Origin of the sequence: Streptomyces sp. NPDC056948, assembly GCF_042674225.1 — a bacterium.
GTDB classification, from domain to species: Bacteria; Actinomycetota; Actinomycetes; order Streptomycetales; family Streptomycetaceae; genus Streptomyces; species Streptomyces purpurascens.
On record NZ_JBHUQX010000028.1, the window covers coordinates 20,590 to 38,544 of the forward strand.

Here is a 17,955-nt window from a genome sequence, read left to right on the forward strand (position 1 = left end):
GGAAACGGTCGTGCGGTGGCTCAGCCCTTGAGGGCGCCGGACATGAAACCCCTGATGTAGTGCCGTTGCAGAAGCAGGAAGAGCAGCAGGCAGGGCACGGCCAGGACCACCACGCCCGCCTCGGTGGCGCCGTAGTCGACGGCGCCCATGCTCTGCTGCCGCAGGTTGGCGACGGCCAGGGGCAGCGGTGCCTTCTCGCTGTCGGAGATGAGGATCAGCGGTGCGATGAAGTCGTTCCAGGCGGCGAGGAACGCGAACAGTCCCACGGTGATCAGTCCCGGCCGCACCGCCGGCAGGAGCACCCGGCGCAGCGCGCCCGCCGTGCCGCAGCCGTCGACGAGGGCCGACTCCTCCAGTTCGCGGGGCACCGCCTCGAAGGAGATCCGCATCATGAAGGTGGCGAACGGCAGTTGGAACATGGCCAGGACAAGGCTCAGCCCGATCAGCGAGTTCTGCAGATGGAGCCGGCCCAGCAGGACGTAGAGCGGGATGAGGAGAGTGGCGTAGGGGACCATGAGGATGGCCAGGGTCAGCAGGAACAGCAGGTTCTTGCCGGGGAAGTCGAAGCGGGCGAAGGCGTAGCCGCCCAGCAGGGACACCCCCAGGGTCAGGGCGACGGTCAGTGCCGAGACGACCGTGCTGTTGAGCAGGTAGCGCCACAGGCCCGCGTCGTACTCGAGCAGCGTCCGGTAGTTGCCGAGGCCGTAGCCGGACTGCTGGGCGGTGCCCGGCTGGCCGCTCACCGACGCCCAGGCGTTCCACAGCAGGGGAAAGAGGAAGATGACGGCCAGACCGCCGGCGAGGACGTAGTGGGGCGTCCGGCCCAGGGCGCGGGTGAGCACCGTGGTGTCCCTTCTCATGAGGCGGCGGGTGTCATGACTCGTCGGCGCGGCGCAGGCCCCGGAACTGCAGGGCGTTCAGCAGGAGCAGCGCGGCCAGCACGAGGATCGAAAGGGCCGCCGCGGTACCGAGGTTCAGCCGCTGGAACGCCTCCCGGTAGATGAGCTGGACGACGGTGACCGTGCTGTTGTCCGGTCCGCCCTTGGTGAGGATGAAGAACTGGTCGAAGGCGAGCAGGGAGCCGGTCACGCACAGCAGGAGGCACAGGGCGAGGGAGGGCCGCAGCAGCGGCAGGGTGATGGAGCGGAAGATCTGGGCGCGGCTCGCTCCGTCCATCCGTGCCGCCTCGTACACCTCGTGCGGGATGCGCTGCAGGCCCACGAGCAGGATCAGCATGTAGAAGCCGGCGAACTTCCAGACGATCAGGAACACCGTCGACCACAGGGCCGAGGTCGGTGAGCCGAGGAAGGACACCGGGTCGTCGACGAGGCCGAGGCCTTCGAGGATGCGGCTGAGCGGGCCGGTGGTCGGGCTGTACAGGCCCCAGAACAGCAGGGAGGCGGAGGCCAGCCCGAGGGCGCCGGGCAGGAAGTAGACCGTGCGGAAGAAGCCCGCGCCCGGGCGGGACTCCTGCACCAGCAGGGCCAGGAGCAGCGCCAGGGCGAGCAGGACGACCGTGACGATCACGGTGTAGAGGAGGGTGAAGCGGATCGCGGGCCAGAACAGGGTGCTGTCAGTGATGTCGGTGTAGTTCTCGGGCGCGTTGACGCCCCGGCCTCCCGCCAGCAGCGGCCAGTCGCTGAGCGACATCTGCCCGACCAGGAGCAGGGGCAGCAGGAAGAAGACCGTGACGAACACCGCCGTGGGGGCGGCGTAGGCCAGGCCCTTGGCCTTGCGGGAGCGCCAGCGGGGCGGGGGTGTGCCGCCCCGCGGCCGCGGCGAGGTCACGTGCGCGGCCGTCGCCCGGACTGCCACTTTCACCGGCATGGCTCTCCTTGGCCGTAGGACGTCGGGAGGGTCGGTTCAGTCGGCCAGTGAGGCGGTGACGGCGTCGTTGTCCTTCTCGACCGTCTTCCCGTCGCCGAAGACGGCGTGGCGCATCAGCTCCAGCCAGGGCCCGTTGGGGTCGTTGAAGGTCTGGCCGAACTTCATCGCGTACGGGGTGCGGCCGTCGGCGACGAGTTCGTTGATGGTGACCAGGCGCGGGTCGGACTTGGAGTGCTTGTTGGACGCCAGGTCGGTGCGGGCCACCACGTCCTTGTGCGCGGCGACGACGTCGACCTGTGCCTTGTCGCCCAGGGACCAGGCGAGGAAGTTCCAGGCCTGGTCGGCCGACTCGCTGGTGGCGGAGATGCCGATGGCGTCTCCGCCGACGAAGGTGGACTTGCCGCCGTCGGGGCCGGGGATGGGCGCGACGCCGAGGTCGAGGTCCTTGGGCATCAGCCCGAGCGTGGTCGACGGCATGGGCATCACGCCGACCTTGCCCTTGGGGAAGATCCCGGTCCAGGTGGTGCCCGTCTCCTCGCGGGCGCCGGGCGCCACGATGGAGTCCCGTACCCAGCCTCGGTAGGTGTCGTAGACCTTCTTCGAGGCGGTGGAGGCGAGATTCGCCTCGGTGCCCTCCTCGTTCAGGACGTCCTCCCCGGCCGCCCAGACGGACGGCCACCAGGTGAAGACGCCGCAGCCGCCGCAGTTGCCGCCGAAGAAGGTGCCGTCGACACCGCCGCCCAGCGCGTCCACGGCCCGCGCCTGCCGGTCCCACTCGCGCACGGTGGTGGGCGGCTTCTCGGGGTCGAGCTTCGCCTTCCGGTAGAGCTCCTTGTTGTAGAAGAGCACCGACAGGTCGAGGGTGTGCGGGACGACGTACTTCTTGTCCTCGTACGTGCCGGCCTTGATGTGCGACTGGGCCAGGTGCTCGGCGAAGGGCAGGGCGTCGACGCGGTCGGTGAGGTCGGCGAAGAGGCCGCTGGAGGTGTAGTTGGGCACGAACACGACGTCGGAGGCGAACAGGTCGGGCAGATCGCGTGATCCGGCCGCGGCGCCGACCTTGGCCTGGTAGTCGTCGGTGGGGACGACGGTCAGCTCGATCTTGTTCTTGTGGCTCGCGTTGTACGCCTCGACCAGGGCCTCGCTCTGCGGCCGGGTCGCGGCACGCGTCCACATCGTCAGCTTGGTGCCGTCGTCGACACCGCCGGCGGCAGCCTTGCCCCCTCCCCCGCCGGAACCGTCGTTGTCCGAGCCGCATGCGGTGACCAGGCTCGCGGTGGCGAGCAGGGCGATGGCACCTGTGACGAGGCGGCGTATGTGTCCACGCGGTCCGGCCGTGCTCCCCATGGTCGATTCCCCTTGTGTCGCGGCGGGCCCGTGTGCGGGCCTGCCGGTCGGGACAATGATGTGGTGGCACTGAACTGAGTGGCGGAAACGGGCCGAAAAGGCTTTCTGAGACGCTAAGGATGCATCCCACGACCCGTCAATCCCCTTGCGTGAAGCGGTTTCTGAGATGAACTCGAAAACCCGGACGAGCACAGGACCGAAAATTTCCGCGTACTGTTCGGGGTGCCCTCGACGGCGTCGGCAGACGACGCGAGACAGGAGAAGACCCATGGCACAGGCCACCGGCCCCTCGCGTTCGCAGCCCGCCACCCTCAGCGATGTCGCCCGGCTGGCGGGCGTGTCGATCGCCACGGCGTCCAAGGCCCTCAACGGCCGCAGCCAGGTGCGGGCGGAGACCAGAACACGCGTGATCGAGGCGGCCGAGCGCCTCGCGTTCCGGCCCAACCAGGTGGCCCGGGGCCTGCTGGCCGGACGGACGGGCACCGTGGGTCTGCTGACCAGCGACCTGGAGGGCCGGTTCAGTATCCCGATACTGATGGGCGCCGAGGACGCGTTCGGAGCGGGCGAGGTCGCGGTGTTCCTGTGCGACGCCCGCGGGGACGCGATCCGCGAACAGCACCATGTCCGCGCACTGCTGGGCCGCCGGGTCGACGGACTGATCGTGGTGGGCAGCCGGACCGATCCGCGTCCGTCCCTGGGGCGGGAGCTGCCGGTCCCCGTGGTCTACGCGTACGCGCCGTCGGAGAATCCGGAGGATCTGTCCATCGTCCCGGACAGCGTCGGCGCGGGCCAGATCGCCGTGGAGCATCTGCTGGCCTGCGGCCGTACCCGGATCGCGCACATCACCGGCGACCCCGGGTACGCCGCCGCGCAGGAGCGGGCCGAGGGCACCCGGGCCGCACTCGCCGACGCCGGCCTGACCCTGGTGGGCGAACCGCGGTTCGGGGCCTGGTCGGAGGGCTGGGGGCGGGCGGCCACAGCGATGCTGCTCGACCAGCACCCGGAGGTGGACGCCGTGCTGTGCGGCAGCGACCAGATCGCCCGGGGCGTCATCGACCTCCTGCGCGAACGCGGCCGGCGGGTGCCGGAGGACGTGGCGGTCATGGGCTTCGACAACTGGCGGGTCCTGACGTCCGCGTCCCGGCCGCCGCTGACCAGTGTCGACATGAACCTCGAACAGGTCGGACGGGCCGCCGCGCACGCCCTGTTCACGGCGATCTCCGGCGGGACGCGCCGCTCCGGGACCGAGACCCTGCCCTGCCGGGTGGTGATCAGGGGGTCGACCGTGCCGCTGTCGTGAGTTACGGCGCCCGGTCGCGGCTCACTTCGCGAGTCGGCCGAGTGCCGCCAGAACCGGTGCCACGCCGTCCTCCTCGGCCAGGCGGCGCGCCACGTCCTGGGCACGGTCACGATGGGCCGGGTCGCCCACGGCCCGGCGCAGGGCGGGAGCGAGCGTGCCCGCGGTGAGACGGCGCAAGGGGACGGCACAGGGGGCGGTGCCCAGCGCGACGAGACGGGCCGCCCAGAAACCGGCGTCGAACTGCACCGGCACCGGAACGGTCGGGACACCCGCGCGCAGGACGGCGGCGGTGGTGCCGGCTCCGGCGTGGTGGACGACGGCGGCCGTCCGGGGAAACAGCGGCGCGTGCGGCACATCGCCGACGGTGATCACGTCGTCGGTGCGGGCGGCGAGGCCCGCCCACCCCTGCTGGATGATGCCGCGCAGTCCGGCAGCGCGCAGGGCGCGCACGATCTCGCCGCTGAGACGCTCAGGATCCGGCACGGTGGCGCTGCCCAGCCCGATGAAGACGGGGGCGGGCCCGGCGGCGAGGAACTCCTCCACTTCCACGGGCAGGGTCCGGGTGTCGTACGGCCACCAGTACCCGGCGATCTCCAGCCCGGGCCGCCAGTCCCGCGGCCGGGACACCACCACCTCGCTGAAGCCGTGCAGCACCGGCCACCGCGCCCGCTCATGGGCCCGGCGGATCGCGGCGGGGCCGGGCAGGGGCATGCCGTGCCGGGTGCGCAGTCGGCGCACGGCCTGGGTGAAGACCTGGTCGACGGCGGTGGTGACGGCCAGTCCGCCGAGGTGGTTGCCCACGGTGCCGAGCGAGCGTCCGCCGAGCATGGGTGCCCCGAACTCCCTTGTCGGGTGCTGGGGTTGGAGGAACAGTCCCAGACTGGGCAGAGTCAGGCCCTCGGCGATGGCGCGGCCCAGCGGTGCCACGGCACCGGCTGCCAGTACCGCGTCGGCGCCGCGTGCCGCCCGGACGAGGTCGTCGGTCATCTCCTCGGCCGCCGACCGGGCCATCGAGACGACGCGCAGCAGTTTGCCGAGCCCCGTCGTGCTGGCGTGCAGGCCGCGGCCGCGCTCGGAGTGCAGCTCGGCGTGCGGGTCGACCGGGGTCGGATGGAACCGCACCCCGGAGCCGGCGGTCAGCGGCTCGAACAGTCCGTGGGTGACGAGCGTGACCTCGTGCCCGCTCCGCGCCAGCCCCGCGCCCAACCCGGTGTACGGCGCGACGTCGCCGCGCGATCCCGCCGTCATGATCACCAGCCGCATGGGTCCCAGTGTGGCCCGGCGAGGCGGACGACACACGGTGTACGGCGGCAGGGGTCCGAGAATCGCCGGTGCGGGTGCTGCGTGGAGTGGAGGGTGCCGCGGTGGTTCAGGCTCGGTGGATGGTGCCGCCGTGGTTCAGGCCCGTGGGCCGGTGCCCAGCGCCTCGAGGACTCTGGTGGCGGCCTGGCGCAGCCGTGGGGACGCGTCCGCGGTGAGGGCGGTCAGCCGGCGGTGCGCATCCTCGCTTCCGGGCGGCAGCGACCCGGTCGCCGTCACCCGGCGTTCGAGACCGAGGACGGCCTCGTGACGGACCGTCTCGTACGGGTCGTCCAGGCCGCGCAGGAAACGACGTACGTCGTGGCGGGTGTGCTCGTCGGTCTCGTCGTCCCCGGCGAGGAGCGAGAGCGCGGCGGCCCGGACTTCGCCGGACGGCGATTCGTCCGCGAGGCGCCGTACGGCGGGCAGTGCCTGGGTGAGGCCGTCGGCTCGCCAGGCCGAAGATCCGCCACCGCTGGGAGCTGACGACCGGCTGGCTGTTCATCGTCATCGGAATCTCGGTCGCCACCGTCGTCTGACGCCGCCCACTCGGCCGTACAGCTCTCCGCGCCGGGACGCCCAGCGGTCTGGGTGCCGTCGGTGTCACGTGCTGGGCCGGGTACGAATCTGCATGCCCGGGCGGCGACGGTGCACGGTCACGTAGGACAAGCCGCTGCTCCCCGCGACCAGGCTGCGTTCGCTGCCGTGCGGCAGCCAGACCAGAGTGCCGGGGGCCAGGGTCGTCTGCGGGTCTGCTGCCGGGCCGAGGGTGCCGTCACCGGCGACGACGAGCAGGAGGACGTCGAGGTCGGGCTCGGTATGCGTGTCGATACGCCCTTGGGGTGGGATGCGGATGAGGTTGGCGTCCAGCTGCCGTCCTGACTCGGCCAGTCGCCACAGCGCACCCGCCGGTGTCGAGTCGTCAGAGAGGAGCGACTCGGTATTGCACAGCACCCGCGGCAGGGGGGTGCCTGGGGTCGTCTCTGCGTCGGTCATCGATCTGCCACCGTCCGATACGTGCCTACTGCTGCCCTCGGCAGGGTACGGCCGGCCGCGAGGCGAACCAGGGCGGAGACCGCGGCAGGCGACCCACCTGTTTGCCGTACTCGGCGTGCAGCCGAACCCGGGCACTCCGAGACTCGGGGCACAGTCATCGTGCCGATGGCCCTTGACGTCTTGCGCTCAAGAAAGGTGTCTTGTGACCCCTGAGGAACTGGCTGCGGCTGCCGACCCCACGGTTCTCGGAAACTACTTGGCGGAGTTGCCTCAGCAGCCGCACCACCACGGGCCCCTGATCAGCATCCGCGAAGACGACTTCCAGGGCCACCACATCGTCATCAAGACGACCTACGAGATCACGGTGGACGGTGCGCCCCTCACCGCTCCGCTCATCGTGTCGAACGACGGTCAGGTCCACAGCCATGCCCTGCCCACCTACGAGTTCTTGTCCGCGACAGACACCATCCGGGCTCTGATCGAGAACTTCCCCGCCGACTTCCCGGGCGGCGACGGCCCCGGTGGCGGCGACAACGGAGGCCATCCGGACCACCACGGCCACGGGCCCGGGCCCGACCACAAGGGGGGCGTCTGACACATGGCCGTCGTACGCAGGAACATCATCACCAGCCCCGACGCCCGGGACGCCTACATCGAAGGCGTCCTGCGCCTCAAGCGGGAAGACTCGACACTCAAGACCACCGCGTTCGGTATCCCCGGACCACCCGCGCCGGTACGGACCTATGACCTGTTCGTCATCTGGCACGTCAAGGCGATGATGACTCCCGTCCCCCCGAGCGGGAACGTGAACATCCGCAACGCGGCGCACCGGGGCCCGGTGTTCCTGCCGTGGCACCGGTTCATGCTGAATCTCCTGGAGGCGCACCTCCAACGAGTCCTGGACGATGCCGACTTCGGACTTCCGTATTGGGACTGGTCGATCGACGGCTCGCTGCCGGCCCCCGAGACGGCGCTGATCTGGAAGCCGGATTTCATGGGCGGGACGGGCGATCCGGTGGCCGACGGGCCGTTCGCCTTCAAGCCCGGCGACCCGAACGGTTTCCGGATCAGGCTGGAGGCTCCCCCAGGCGTCGACCTCCGCCAGACGAACAGGGGCTTGCGCCGCAAGTTCCGGAGCGGTTCCCCGACTCTCCCCAACGCCCTGGATGTGGGGGCCGCCTTCAATACACAGGCGGCGCCGCTCGGGGACCCGGACCTCGCCACGTACGACTTCGCTCCCTGGCTCCACAACTCGCGAGGATTCCGAGGACGGCTCGAGGGCTTCACCGGAACGGGGCTCCACAACCAGGTGCACCGGTGGATCGGCGGGGACATGGCGCCGGCCTCGTCACCGAACGATCCGGTCTTCTTCCTGCACCACGCCAACGTGGACCGGTTGTGGGAAGGCTGGATGAATCGGCACGGGCGAAACTATGTCCCTGCGATGTCGGAATCAGCGGACCTCCTGGGCCATCGGATCGATGACCCGCTCATCTCGCCCCTGGGCGCGGGCGCCACGCCCCGGAAGACGCTCGACAACACCGCCCTGTTCACGTACGACGTGGTCCCCTGAGCTATGGCCGCTCGCCGTGGTAGTGCTGGGCAAGCCGGGCCAGGGCGACCGCGCCGAGCAGAAGACCGAAGTCGCGCAGCGCGATGTCGTAGTAGTCGGGGATGGTCAGCAGGTTGACGATGATGCCGGCCAGCCATCCGGCCACCAGCCAGCCTCCGAAGCGCGGGGCGATGGCGACGACGAGTCCCGCGACGATCTCGATGACACCGACGGCGTACATCGCCGCTTGGGCACTGCCGGGGACGATGTCGTTGATCCAGGGCGCGAGGTAGGCGGGCCAGTCCACGAGCAGGTTGGCGAACTTGTCCAGCCCGAACAGGATCGGCGCCACGGTGAACCCGGTACGCAGGATGACGAACGCCTGGTAGCCGGGGTCGGTGAACCCGGATCGCCGGGGGACGGCGGACGTGGTGGTTGTGGTCGGGGACGACATGTACAACTCCTTCTATCGATGACTCTCATTAACGATAGAAGCGCGGCGACGTTCTTTAGTCAATAGCCATGGGTTTTACACTGGGGTTCATGGATCACCCGCAGCAAGCGCCCCGTGCCGACGTTTCCGCGGTCGCCGCACTGGACGAGCCGACCCGGATGCGGCTGTATGAGCACGTCGTGCGCCAGCCGGAGCCTGTCAGCCGCGACGAAGCCGCCACCGCCCTCGGTCTCGCACGTCAGACCGCGGCGTTCCATCTGGACCGCCTGGCGGACGAGTCGCTCCTCGACGTCGTCTACGAACGGCGCAGCGGCCGCACCGGTCCAGGGGCGGGGAGGCCGGCCAAGCTCTACAAGCGCTCTACCAAGCAGGTCTCCGTCAGCCTGCCCGAGCGGCACTACGAGCTGGCCGGACGGCTCCTCGCCCAGGCCATGGAGGAATCCGAAGCCACCGGCGAGCCGGTCCGTACCGTCTTGCACCGCAAAGCCCACGATCTTGGCGCCCAGCTCGCCGGCCAAGGCGACACGGGCGTGTTCGACCTGCTGGAACGGAACGGGTTCGAGCCCCGCCATGACGGCGACGCGATCGTGCTGGGCAACTGCCCCTTCCACGCGCTCGCCCGCGACCACACAGAGACCGTCTGCGGCATGAACCTGCGCCTGCTCCGCGGCGCCCTTGAAGGCCTCGGTACGAAGACCCTCCAGGCGTGCCTGGCCCCGAGTCCCGGCTACTGCTGTGTTCGCCTGGAACCGGCTTCCTGACCGGGGGCAACCCGGTCGGCGCGTAGGGCGTCCTCGCCAGTGAGCGGGACGCATCTGCCCGCCTGACCTCCATGCGATGGGGACAACGATGAGCGACAAGGCCCGCAAGCTGTTCGAGGCGCTCGACCTCGACCACGACGGGGTTCTCACCCGGGTAGAGGTGATCGTCGCCCTGCGCACGAACGGACCGTCCCTGGCCGCCTCGGGCGTGCTGCCGTTCTGGGGAGTGCAGGACGTCGACGCTTCCTCCGCGTTGTTCGACACGGCCGACCAGAACGGGGACGCGGTACTGACCCTTGAGGAGTTCGCCGCGGTGGTGGACCGGCGGTTCGGCTGGAGCTGACCACCACGCCGCGCAGCACCTCGGGGACAGCACGGCAGGCCTCGCCAGGTCACTCCCGCCTGCGTCGCGCTGTTCGGCAGCACTTCTGTCCCAAGCCTTGACCCGCTGTGCGGGGAGGTGCAGTCTCCAGTAATGCGCATTAGGTAATACGCATTAACGGGAGAAGGTCACGGTGGAACCCAGGAAGCGGCCCGGGCGTACGCCCGCTCCGGCCGGACGTACGTCGCGGCCACGGCAGGCCGAGGTGGCTAGGCTCGCGGGGGTGTCGCAGGCGACCGTGTCCCTGGTGCTCTCCCCGAAGCCCGACGGCAAGGGGCCCGTCATCTCCGAGGAGACCCGCCGGCGGGTCCTGGAGGCGGCCCGCAGCCTCGGCTACGTGCCCGACCCGGCCGCCCGGCGGCTGGCCGCCGCCCGCAACAACCTCCTCGGGGTCTTCAGCTTCACCGCCACGTTCCCCACCGATGTGCAGCACTCGTACTACCCCTTCCTGGTCGGCGTGGAGCGCGAGGCGGCGGCGCTCGGCTACGACCTGGTGCTGTTCACCGGGTCGAGCACCGGAGGCGCGGGGGCCGCGGGTCCCGACGCCCTGAGCCGGGTCCGGCTCGCGGACGGCTGTCTGTTCATCGGCCGGCACACGCCCCGGGCGGAGCTCAAGCGGCTGGTCGAGGACGGCTTCCCCGTCGTGCACCTGGGCCGCCGCGAGGAGTTGGAGGGTGTGGCCTGGGTGGGTGCGGACTATGTCGAGGCCACCCGTGACGTCGTGGGTCATCTGGCCGGGCTCGGGCATCAGCGGATCGTTCTCGTCCGTGAGGACGACGACGCTCCCGCCTCGACTGACCGTCAGCGCGGCTTCCTGGAGGGGTTGGAGGGCGCTGGGCTGCACTCCGGGCCCGCGGCCGTCTTCCGGACCGCTGATCCGCAGCGGGAGCTCACCCCCGAACGGCTGCGTGCCTGGGCCGACGAAGGGGTGACGGCCTTCGTCGCGGAGGAGACCGACACGGGGGCCGCCTGGCGGGGTCTGCTCTCCGCCGTGCGCGAGGCGGGACTCGACTGCCCCGGAGAGGTGTCCCTCGCCCTGCTCGGCAGTCCGCCCGCCGATCTGGCGAGCGGGCCGGTTCCGACCGGATTCGACATCCCCCGGCCGCAGTTGGGCGCCGCGGCCGTGCGGTCGCTGGCCGCGCTGGTCACGGGCGAGGAGGCGCGCGAGCCGCTCGTCGGCTGTGTCTTCCGCCCGGGTCCGACGACCGGACCGCCGCCCGCCCGTCCCTGAGCAGCGTCCACACCGGCTTCATCCCCCTGAACCTGATCCGGCAGCAAGGAGAAGCGTGATACCCGAAGCAGACATCCTCGTCGTGGGCGGCGGCCTCGGTGGCGTGGCCGCCGCGCTCGCCGCCTGCCGGGCGGGACGCAGCGTCGTGCTCACCGAGGAGACGGACTGGATCGGCGGCCAGCTCACCAGCCAGGCCGTACCGCCCGACGAGCACCCGTGGGTGGAGCGGTTCGGCACGACCGCCTCGTACCGGCGGCTGCGCGAGGAGATCCGGCGGTACTACCGCCACTGGTACCCGCTGCGGGCCGAGGCTCTGGCGCTCACCGACCTCAACCCGGGGGCGGGCCGCGTCAGCAAGCTCTGCCATGAGCCGCGGGTCGCCCTCGCCGTCCTGGAGGGCATGCTCGCGCCGCACCGGGCGGCGGGGCGGCTGACCGTACTCACCGAGCACCGGGCAGTCTCCGCCGAGGCCGACGCCGACAACGATGTCGTACGGGCGGTGACCCTGGAGGATCTGCGTGACGGGACGCGTCGCACCTTCACGGCGCGGTACGTCCTGGACGCCACCGAGACGGGTGAACTCCTCCACCTCGCGGGCGTCGAGCACGCGAACGGGGCCGAGGCACGCGCCGAGTTCGACGAGCCGCACGCCCCGGACGAGGCCCGGCCCGACAACCAGCAGGGCATCACGGTCTGCTTCGCGCTCTCCCACCACGAGGGCGAGGACCACACGATCGACCGCCCGGAGGACTTCGACTTCTGGCGCGCCTACCGGCCCTCGTTCTGGCCCGGCCCGCTGCTCGGCTTCGAGGCGCCCGACCCGCGCACGCTGGAGCCGGTACCGCGGACCTTCGTACCGAATCCCGATCTCGACCCGCTCGCCGTCTCCGCCGACCAGAGCGCCGACGCCGGCGACAAGGAACTGTGGGGCTTTCGCCGGATCCTCGCCCGCAAGCTGCACACACCGGCCGCCTTCGACTCCGACATCACCCTCGTCAACTGGCCGCTCAACGACTACTGGCTCAAGCCGTACATCGGCCAGGAGGCCGAAGCGCTGCGCGGGGCACGGCAGTTGTCGCTGTCGCTGCTGTACTGGCTGCAGACCGAGGCACCGCGTCCCGACGGCGGCACCGGCTTCCCGGGCCTGCGGATCCGCCCGGACGTGACCGGCACGGCGGACGGGCTGGCCAAGGCGGCGTACGTCCGCGAGTCCCGCCGTATCAAGGCCGTCACCACGGTCACCGAGCACGACGTGGCGATCGACATCGTCGGCCCGTACGGCGGCACCCGGCACCGGGACTCCGTCGGCGTGGGCGGTTACCGCATCGACCTGCATCCCTCGACCGGCGGCGACAACTACGTCGACATCGGCTCGGTGCCCTTCGAGATCCCCCTCGGGGCGCTGGTGCCGCGGCGGGTCCGCAACCTGCTGCCCGCGGGCAAGAACATCGGCACCACGCACATCACCAACGGCTGCTACCGGCTCCACCCGGTGGAGTGGAACGTCGGCGAGGTCGCCGGTGCCCTGGCCGCGCACTGCCTGGCAGAGGACGTCGAGCCGCAGCAGGTGCAGGCCGACGAGAAGCGGTTCGAGGAGTTCGCTCGACTGCTCGACCGCGACGGAGTGCAACGGCACTGGCCGGACGTACGCGGTTACTGAACGACCCCCGCACATGGACCAGCACAAGGAGGTGCCCGTTCATGAACACACCCCGCATCCGCGTCGGCATCGACGTGGGCGGAACCTTCACCGATGCCGTGGCCGTGGACGCCACGAGCCTCGAACTCCTGGGGCAGGTCAAGGTCCCCACCAGCCACCATCACGAGGACGGCGTCGCGCACGGCATCGTCGAGGCTCTCGACCGGCTCCTGGAACAGACCGGCTGTGCCCCGACCGACGTCGCTTTCCTCGCGCACGGCACGACCCAGGCCACCAACGCCCTCCTGGAGGGCGACGTGGCGACCGTCGGACTGATCGGCATCGGAGCCGGCCCTTCAGCGGTGTTCACCCGCCGCCTCGCCTCGTTCGGCAAGCTCGAACTCGCCCCCGGCAAGAGGCTCCCGCTGGCCTACGCGCATGTCGCCGACCCTGACGACGCGGCGGCCGTCCGTCGCGCCGTCGAGCAGTTGAAGGACGGGCAGTCGGAGGGTGGAGGCGCTCAAGTCCTCGTCGCCAGCCAGCCGTTCAGCGTCGACCGTCCCGAGGGCGAGCGGGCCGTGCTGGACGCGGCACGGCCGTACGGACTGCCGATGACCGCCGCGCACGAGATCACCTCGCTGTACGGGCTGCACAAGCGCACCCGCACCGCCGTGGTCAACGCGGCGATCCTGCCCCGCATGCTGGCCACCGCCGACCTCGTCGACGCGTCCATCACCAAGGCGGGCGTGACCGCGCCCCTGATGGTGATGCGCTGCGACGGCGGCGTGATGGCCCTCGACGAGATGCGCCGCCGACCGCTCCTGACGGTCCTGTCGGGACCGGCCGCCGGAGTCGCGGGCGCTCTGATGCAGGAGCGGGTGAGCGAGGGCGCGTTCCTGGAGACCGGAGGCACGTCGACCGACATCAGCGTCGTACGCCGCGGCAAGGTCGCCGTCCGGCATGCCACCGTCCTCGGCAAAACCTCGTATCTGAACGCCCTCGACGTGCGCACGGTCGGCGTCGGCGGCGGCTCCATGGTGCGGATCGGCGACGACGGCCGGGTGACGGGTGTGGGACCGCGCAGCGCCCACATCGCGGGACTGCCGTACGCCTGCTTCGCCTCCCCCGGCCAGTTGCGCGACGCCAAGGTGGACACCGTCCGGCCCATGGACGGCGACCCCGCCGACTACGTCGTGATCGACGCGGCGGGCGGGCGGTTCGCCCTCACCATGACTTGTGCCGCCAACGCTGTCGGCCGCGTCCCGGAGGGGGACTTCGCCCGCTGCGACCCGTCGAGTGCGCGCGCCGCGATCGCGCCGCTGGCCGCCGTGCTCGGCACCGACGTCGCGACCGCCGCCACACGGATCCTCGACGCGGGCGTCGCCCAGGTGAAGACGGTCGTGGACGCCATGATCCGCGACTACCGCCTCGACAAGGACACGGCCGTTCTCGTCGGCGGAGGCGGCGGCGCGGCGTCCGTCACCCCGCACCTCGCCCGCACCAGCGGCATCGAGGGCCGGATCGCCCGCCACAACGAGGTCATCAGCCCCATCGGCGTCGCCCTCGCGCTCGTACGGGAACAGGTCGAGCGGATCGTGCCCGGCGCCTCGCAGGAGCAGATCCTCGCCGTCCGCGGCGAGGCGGAGCGGGCGGTCGTCGCCCAGGGCGCCGCCGCCGAAGGCGTCGAGGTCGAGGTCACCGTCGACCCGCAGACCAGCACCGTGCGCGCGGTCGCCACCGGCGCCACCGAACTGCGCACCCAGGACCGGTCCCATCGCGCCGACGACACCGAGCGACTGCGTGCCGCGGCGGCCAGTCTCAAGGCCGACCCCGCGGCGGTCCACGTCCTGGCGGGCACCACCGCCCACACCGTCTATGGCACCCGGACGCACCGCCGCCTGCGGAAGGCCCTCCGGCCCGTGCGGATCGTCGACATGGACGGCGTCGTACGCCATCACGCCGCCGACGCCCACGTGGAGAGCACCACCGTGGCAGGCGCACCCGAGGTGCTCGCGCGACTGGTGGGCGAGTCCACCTCGTACGGCGACGGCGGGGTCCGCGCTCCCGCCCTGCGGCTGCTGCTCGGCTCCCGCATCGCCGACCTGTCCGGCGTCCTCGATCCGCAGCCACTGCTCGCGCTGGCCCAGAGCGAGTTGCGCACCCGCGCGGCCGACGAGCCGGTGGTCGCGGTGCTGGAGGTGCGGTCATGACTGAACCCGCCTTTCGAATCCGGGAGTTGACGGACCTCGCATCCGTCGACGACATCGAATGGGCCGTCAGACTGCTGGCCGCCACGCCCACCCACGAGGGTCGCGACCGCGAGCTGCTGCGCCGATGGGCCCGCAGGGCCGACGAGTTCGGGTCGCGGCTCGCCCCCGTGCCCTCCTCCACCGCGCGCGTGGTCGAGCGGGACGACGGTCTGGAGCGGATGCTGCTCGCCCGCTACACGTCGCGGCCCCCGACGGTCGAGCTCTACACCGACACGCTCGCACTCGCCGAGGAGCTGGTCGACGCACGCGGCTGGCGTGCCTGGTACCCGCCGGGCTCGGTGCGCGCGGCCGCGCTCGCCCACGAGGCCGTGCACGCCCACCTCCACCACGGCACGGCGAAGGCAGCGCTCAAGCAGGCGCTCGGCCACACCGTGCTGCGCCTCGGCCGCCACCGCGTGGCCGGCCATGTGGCCGGTGCCGAAGAGGTCGCCGCCCACGCCTACGCCAGAACCGTCTGCGGGCTCGGTCGCAGCCCCCTGCTCCTCACCGCCGCGCTTCGCGCCGCGCTCCCCCGGCCCGGAAGAGAGAACTGACCCATGGGTGTCGTGATCCTCCTCGTCATGGCGGCCGGCGTCGGCCTGATGCTCACCCGCAGACTCCCCACCGCCTTCGCGCTGGTGCTGCTCGCCGTCGCCATCGCGTTCCTCGCCGGGGCACCGCTCACCGGCGAGAACAGCGTGCTGGACACCGTTCTCCAGGAAGGCGCGCCGGCCCTGGCCGCCACCATGATCGCGATCATTCTGGGCTCCTGGCTGGGCAAGCTCCTCGACGAGACCGGAATCGCGGGCACGCTCGTCCGCAAGATCGTCGAGTTCGGCGGTGACCGCCCGACCGTAGTGGCCCTGGGCGTGCTCGGTGTGTCCGCCCTCGTCGGGACGGTGACCGGCTCGGCACCGGCCGCCATGCTCGCCGGCATCATCGGCATCCCCGCGATGATCGCCGTCGGCGTGCCCAAGGTGACCGCCGCGGGCACGGTGCTGATGGGCATCGCCGTGGGCATCCCCTTCGAGCTGCCGGTGTGGCAGTTCTTCTCCACCGCGCTGGAACTGCCGATCCCGACCGTGCGCGGCTTCATGGTGAAGCTCTTCCCGTTCGCGCTGGTCGCCGCCCTCGCCTACGTCCTCGTCGAGACACAACGCCGCGGCACCGAGCATGCCTGGTCGCTCAAGTCCGTTGACACGAGGCCCCGTTCACGGCGCCAGGAGCTGGGCGACGCGCCCTGGTACGCGCTGCTCGCCCCCGCCGTCCCGCTCGTCCTGGCCCTCGGCTTCGAACTCGCCATCATTCCCTCGCTGTTGGCGGGCGTCCTGTACGCGCTGGTCGCCACGACCCGGCCCGGCGCGATGAACAAGCGGCTGCTGCGCACCCTGTACGGCGGCTTCGAGGTGGCCGCCCCGCCGATGGTCCTGTTCGTCGCCATCGGCATCCTGCTCGCGGCGGTGAAACTGCCCGGCGCCGTGGAGGCCCTCGAACCGCTCGTCAAGGCCGTCAGTCCGCAGAACCCCGTGCTGTTCGTCCTCGTCTTCACGCTCCTCGTGCCGCTGTGCCTCTACCGCGGCCCGCTCAACGTGTTCGGGCTCGGCGCGGGCATCGCCGGCGTCCTCATCGCCACCGGCATCTACCCGGCGGCGGCCGTCCTCGGCATGACCACCTCGTACAACCAGGTCTTCGGCGTCGCCGACCCCACCAGCACCCAGACCGTGTGGAGCGCCCAGTACGCGGGCGTCACTCCGCAACAGGTCATGGTGCGCACGCTGCCGTACGTCTGGGCGGTCGCCCTCGGCGGCCTGTGTGTCACCGCCGCCACCCACCTCTGAATAGCGTCATAGGAGCCCACCATGCGCGAGCACCACCTCGACCGGCGTCTCTTCCTGCGCGCCGGCGCCGCCACCGGAGCCGCTCTCACCGTCGGGACGGCCGTGGGTGCCCAGCCCGCGGCCGCCGCGCCCGGCGGATTTCCCGACTACAAGTACGTCCGCACCCTGCTGACGGCGTCCCAGCTCAAGTACAACCCGACCGACGAGATCATCTTCCCCTGCATCCGGGGCGTCTACGACAAGCTGAGCTCCCCCCTCGGCCGCTACTACCTGTACTACGCGCCGCACGACCCGCCCGGCGGGATCTGCCTGGCCTACGGCAACTCACTGGAGGGCCCGTTCACGGAGTACCCGTCGAACCCGATCGTCTCCAACAAGTGGTCAGGGCATTACTCCGTCAGCCATGTCTCGTCGCCCCACGTGCTGTGGAACCAGGACGCCAAGGAGCTCTGGCTGTACTTCCACGGCGAGAACACCACGACCCGCCTCGCCCGCTCGAAGGACGGGATCCACTTCACGTACGACAAGGGCGTGCTGTCGACCGCCATGCTCCCGGCAGGCACCACGGAGGCGTCGTACGCCCGGGTCTTCCGCCACGACCTGCCTTCACGCGGCGCCCGCTACGTGATGGTCTTCATGCTCAACAACACCACCGACCACCGTGACATCGCCTGGGGTTGGTCCGCAGACGGCCGTACCTGGACCTACGACCAGAAGCCGCTGATCCGGCACAGCGACGTCGGCGCCGTCAACGTCGGCGGTCCGCACCTGCTGCACCGCAACAACAGCACCTACGTCGTCTACAACAAGGACAAGTCCAGCGGCGGCGACATCATGATCACCGAAGTCGGCAACGACTTCAGCAAGCGCAACCACCTCGGCGTCTTCTACAACTCACGCAGCGCGGCCCCGGAGAACGGGCGCGCCGCGGCGCCTTCCTTCGGCACCGACGGCGGCGTCCCGTACATGATCTACGAGGCGGGAGAGCGGCTCGCGGGGGCCATCGCGGTGGCCCGGGGCTGAACCGGCGTGCGGGAGCCGGGCCGCCCCCGCGGTTGGGCGGAGGAACCCGCTCCCGGC

General features: G+C 71.0%; 19 protein-coding genes. 12 read left to right on the forward strand and 7 right to left on the reverse strand.

Annotation, left to right across the window (positions count from 1 at the left end; genetic code table 11):
- Positions 1–20: 20 nt before the first annotated feature.
- Genes ACFTZL_RS05895 through ACFTZL_RS05905 form a run of 3 tightly spaced genes read right to left on the reverse strand, consistent with a single transcriptional unit; the run spans position 21 to position 3,174 of the window.
- On the reverse strand, positions 21–842 hold the full coding sequence (locus tag ACFTZL_RS05895) for a carbohydrate ABC transporter permease (protein WP_382578804.1): 822 nt from the start codon (positions 840–842) through the stop codon (positions 21–23).
- 31 nt (positions 843–873) lie between these two features.
- A complete protein-coding gene (locus ACFTZL_RS05900; protein WP_382578764.1) occupies positions 874–1,827 on the reverse strand; it encodes a carbohydrate ABC transporter permease in 954 nt (317 codons plus the stop codon).
- A gap of 36 nt (positions 1,828–1,863) precedes the next feature.
- The gene (locus ACFTZL_RS05905; RefSeq protein ID WP_382578767.1) at positions 1,864–3,174 is read right to left on the reverse strand and encodes an ABC transporter substrate-binding protein; all 1,311 of its coding nucleotides are present in this window, start codon (positions 3,172–3,174) and stop codon (positions 1,864–1,866) included.
- Positions 3,175–3,442: 268 nt separating this feature from the next.
- Between ACFTZL_RS05905 and ACFTZL_RS05910 the strand changes: the two genes are divergently transcribed.
- Entirely contained in the window at positions 3,443–4,474 is a 1,032-nt protein-coding gene (locus ACFTZL_RS05910; protein WP_382578769.1) for a LacI family DNA-binding transcriptional regulator, read from the forward strand.
- A gap of 21 nt (positions 4,475–4,495) precedes the next feature.
- Here the strand turns inward: ACFTZL_RS05910 and ACFTZL_RS05915 are convergent, their stop codons facing one another.
- Entirely contained in the window at positions 4,496–5,737 is a 1,242-nt protein-coding gene (locus ACFTZL_RS05915) for a glycosyltransferase (protein ID WP_382578771.1), read from the reverse strand.
- Between the two features lie 135 nt (positions 5,738–5,872).
- Positions 5,873–6,013, reverse strand: a complete 141-nt coding sequence (locus ACFTZL_RS05920; RefSeq protein WP_382578773.1) for a hypothetical protein — start codon at positions 6,011–6,013, stop codon at positions 5,873–5,875.
- A gap of 27 nt (positions 6,014–6,040) precedes the next feature.
- Between ACFTZL_RS05920 and ACFTZL_RS05925 the strand changes: the two genes are divergently transcribed.
- Complete coding sequence (locus ACFTZL_RS05925; RefSeq protein ID WP_382578775.1) at positions 6,041–6,259, forward strand: hypothetical protein; 219 nt, start codon at positions 6,041–6,043, stop codon at positions 6,257–6,259.
- A gap of 117 nt (positions 6,260–6,376) precedes the next feature.
- On the opposite strand, the gene ACFTZL_RS05930 is transcribed toward ACFTZL_RS05925, so the two are convergent.
- On the reverse strand, positions 6,377–6,769 hold the full coding sequence (locus ACFTZL_RS05930) for a cupin domain-containing protein (protein WP_382578778.1): 393 nt from the start codon (positions 6,767–6,769) through the stop codon (positions 6,377–6,379).
- 202 nt (positions 6,770–6,971) lie between these two features.
- Between ACFTZL_RS05930 and ACFTZL_RS05935 the strand changes: the two genes are divergently transcribed.
- Together ACFTZL_RS05935 and ACFTZL_RS05940 are read left to right on the forward strand one after the other, a co-directional pair.
- Entirely contained in the window at positions 6,972–7,364 is a 393-nt protein-coding gene (locus tag ACFTZL_RS05935) for a hypothetical protein (RefSeq protein ID WP_382578780.1), read from the forward strand.
- Between the two features lie 3 nt (positions 7,365–7,367).
- Positions 7,368–8,342, forward strand: coding sequence for a tyrosinase family protein (locus ACFTZL_RS05940; protein ID WP_382578782.1), 975 nt, complete (start codon positions 7,368–7,370; stop codon positions 8,340–8,342).
- 1 nt (position 8,343) lies between these two features.
- On the opposite strand, the gene ACFTZL_RS05945 is transcribed toward ACFTZL_RS05940, so the two are convergent.
- Complete coding sequence (locus ACFTZL_RS05945; protein WP_382578785.1) at positions 8,344–8,775, reverse strand: hypothetical protein; 432 nt, start codon at positions 8,773–8,775, stop codon at positions 8,344–8,346.
- 89 nt (positions 8,776–8,864) lie between these two features.
- Between ACFTZL_RS05945 and ACFTZL_RS05950 the strand changes: the two genes are divergently transcribed.
- The 8 genes from ACFTZL_RS05950 to ACFTZL_RS05985 all read left to right on the forward strand — a co-directional run bounded on the left by ACFTZL_RS05950 (position 8,865) and on the right by ACFTZL_RS05985 (position 17,898).
- Positions 8,865–9,536 (forward strand): helix-turn-helix transcriptional regulator, encoded by a 672-nt coding sequence (locus ACFTZL_RS05950; RefSeq protein WP_382578787.1) that lies wholly within the window; start codon positions 8,865–8,867, stop codon positions 9,534–9,536.
- 88 nt (positions 9,537–9,624) lie between these two features.
- Positions 9,625–9,879 (forward strand): EF-hand domain-containing protein, encoded by a 255-nt coding sequence (locus tag ACFTZL_RS05955; protein WP_382578788.1) that lies wholly within the window; start codon positions 9,625–9,627, stop codon positions 9,877–9,879.
- Positions 9,880–10,123: 244 nt separating this feature from the next.
- Entirely contained in the window at positions 10,124–11,149 is a 1,026-nt protein-coding gene (locus ACFTZL_RS05960) for a LacI family DNA-binding transcriptional regulator (protein WP_382578791.1), read from the forward strand.
- Positions 11,150–11,204: 55 nt separating this feature from the next.
- Positions 11,205–12,809 (forward strand): FAD-dependent oxidoreductase, encoded by a 1,605-nt coding sequence (locus ACFTZL_RS05965; protein ID WP_382578793.1) that lies wholly within the window; start codon positions 11,205–11,207, stop codon positions 12,807–12,809.
- A gap of 41 nt (positions 12,810–12,850) precedes the next feature.
- Entirely contained in the window at positions 12,851–14,998 is a 2,148-nt protein-coding gene (locus ACFTZL_RS05970) for a hydantoinase/oxoprolinase family protein (RefSeq protein WP_382578795.1), read from the forward strand.
- Complete coding sequence (locus tag ACFTZL_RS05975; RefSeq protein WP_382578797.1) at positions 14,995–15,591, forward strand: hypothetical protein; 597 nt, start codon at positions 14,995–14,997, stop codon at positions 15,589–15,591. Before ACFTZL_RS05970 ends, ACFTZL_RS05975 begins: the two co-directional genes overlap by 4 nt.
- 3 nt (positions 15,592–15,594) lie before the next feature.
- On the forward strand, positions 15,595–16,875 hold the full coding sequence (locus ACFTZL_RS05980; RefSeq protein ID WP_382578799.1) for a transporter: 1,281 nt from the start codon (positions 15,595–15,597) through the stop codon (positions 16,873–16,875).
- A 21-nt stretch (positions 16,876–16,896) separates the two neighbouring features.
- Complete coding sequence (locus tag ACFTZL_RS05985) at positions 16,897–17,898, forward strand: hypothetical protein (RefSeq protein WP_382578801.1); 1,002 nt, start codon at positions 16,897–16,899, stop codon at positions 17,896–17,898.
- Positions 17,899–17,955: the final 57 nt, after the last annotated feature.

Excerpts from the sequence above, each read along its gene's own strand:
- ACFTZL_RS05900 (WP_382578764.1), bottom strand. The coding sequence starts at position 1,827 with ATGCCGGTGAAAGTGGCAGTCCGGGCGACGGCCGCGCACGTGACCTCG.
- ACFTZL_RS05905 (WP_382578767.1), bottom strand. The coding sequence starts at position 3,174 with ATGGGGAGCACGGCCGGACCGCGTGGACACATACGCCGCCTCGTCACA.
- ACFTZL_RS05910 (WP_382578769.1), top strand. The coding sequence starts at position 3,443 with ATGGCACAGGCCACCGGCCCCTCGCGTTCGCAGCCCGCCACCCTCAGC.
- ACFTZL_RS05915 (WP_382578771.1), bottom strand. The coding sequence starts at position 5,737 with ATGCGGCTGGTGATCATGACGGCGGGATCGCGCGGCGACGTCGCGCCG.
- ACFTZL_RS05930 (WP_382578778.1), bottom strand. The coding sequence starts at position 6,769 with ATGACCGACGCAGAGACGACCCCAGGCACCCCCCTGCCGCGGGTGCTG.
- ACFTZL_RS05940 (WP_382578782.1), top strand. The coding sequence starts at position 7,368 with ATGGCCGTCGTACGCAGGAACATCATCACCAGCCCCGACGCCCGGGAC.
- ACFTZL_RS05945 (WP_382578785.1), bottom strand. The coding sequence starts at position 8,775 with ATGTCGTCCCCGACCACAACCACCACGTCCGCCGTCCCCCGGCGATCC.
- ACFTZL_RS05950 (WP_382578787.1), top strand. The coding sequence starts at position 8,865 with ATGGATCACCCGCAGCAAGCGCCCCGTGCCGACGTTTCCGCGGTCGCC.
- ACFTZL_RS05955 (WP_382578788.1), top strand. The coding sequence starts at position 9,625 with ATGAGCGACAAGGCCCGCAAGCTGTTCGAGGCGCTCGACCTCGACCAC.
- ACFTZL_RS05970 (WP_382578795.1), top strand. The coding sequence starts at position 12,851 with ATGAACACACCCCGCATCCGCGTCGGCATCGACGTGGGCGGAACCTTC.
- ACFTZL_RS05975 (WP_382578797.1), top strand. The coding sequence starts at position 14,995 with ATGACTGAACCCGCCTTTCGAATCCGGGAGTTGACGGACCTCGCATCC.
- ACFTZL_RS05980 (WP_382578799.1), top strand. The coding sequence starts at position 15,595 with ATGGGTGTCGTGATCCTCCTCGTCATGGCGGCCGGCGTCGGCCTGATG.
- ACFTZL_RS05985 (WP_382578801.1), top strand. The coding sequence starts at position 16,897 with ATGCGCGAGCACCACCTCGACCGGCGTCTCTTCCTGCGCGCCGGCGCC.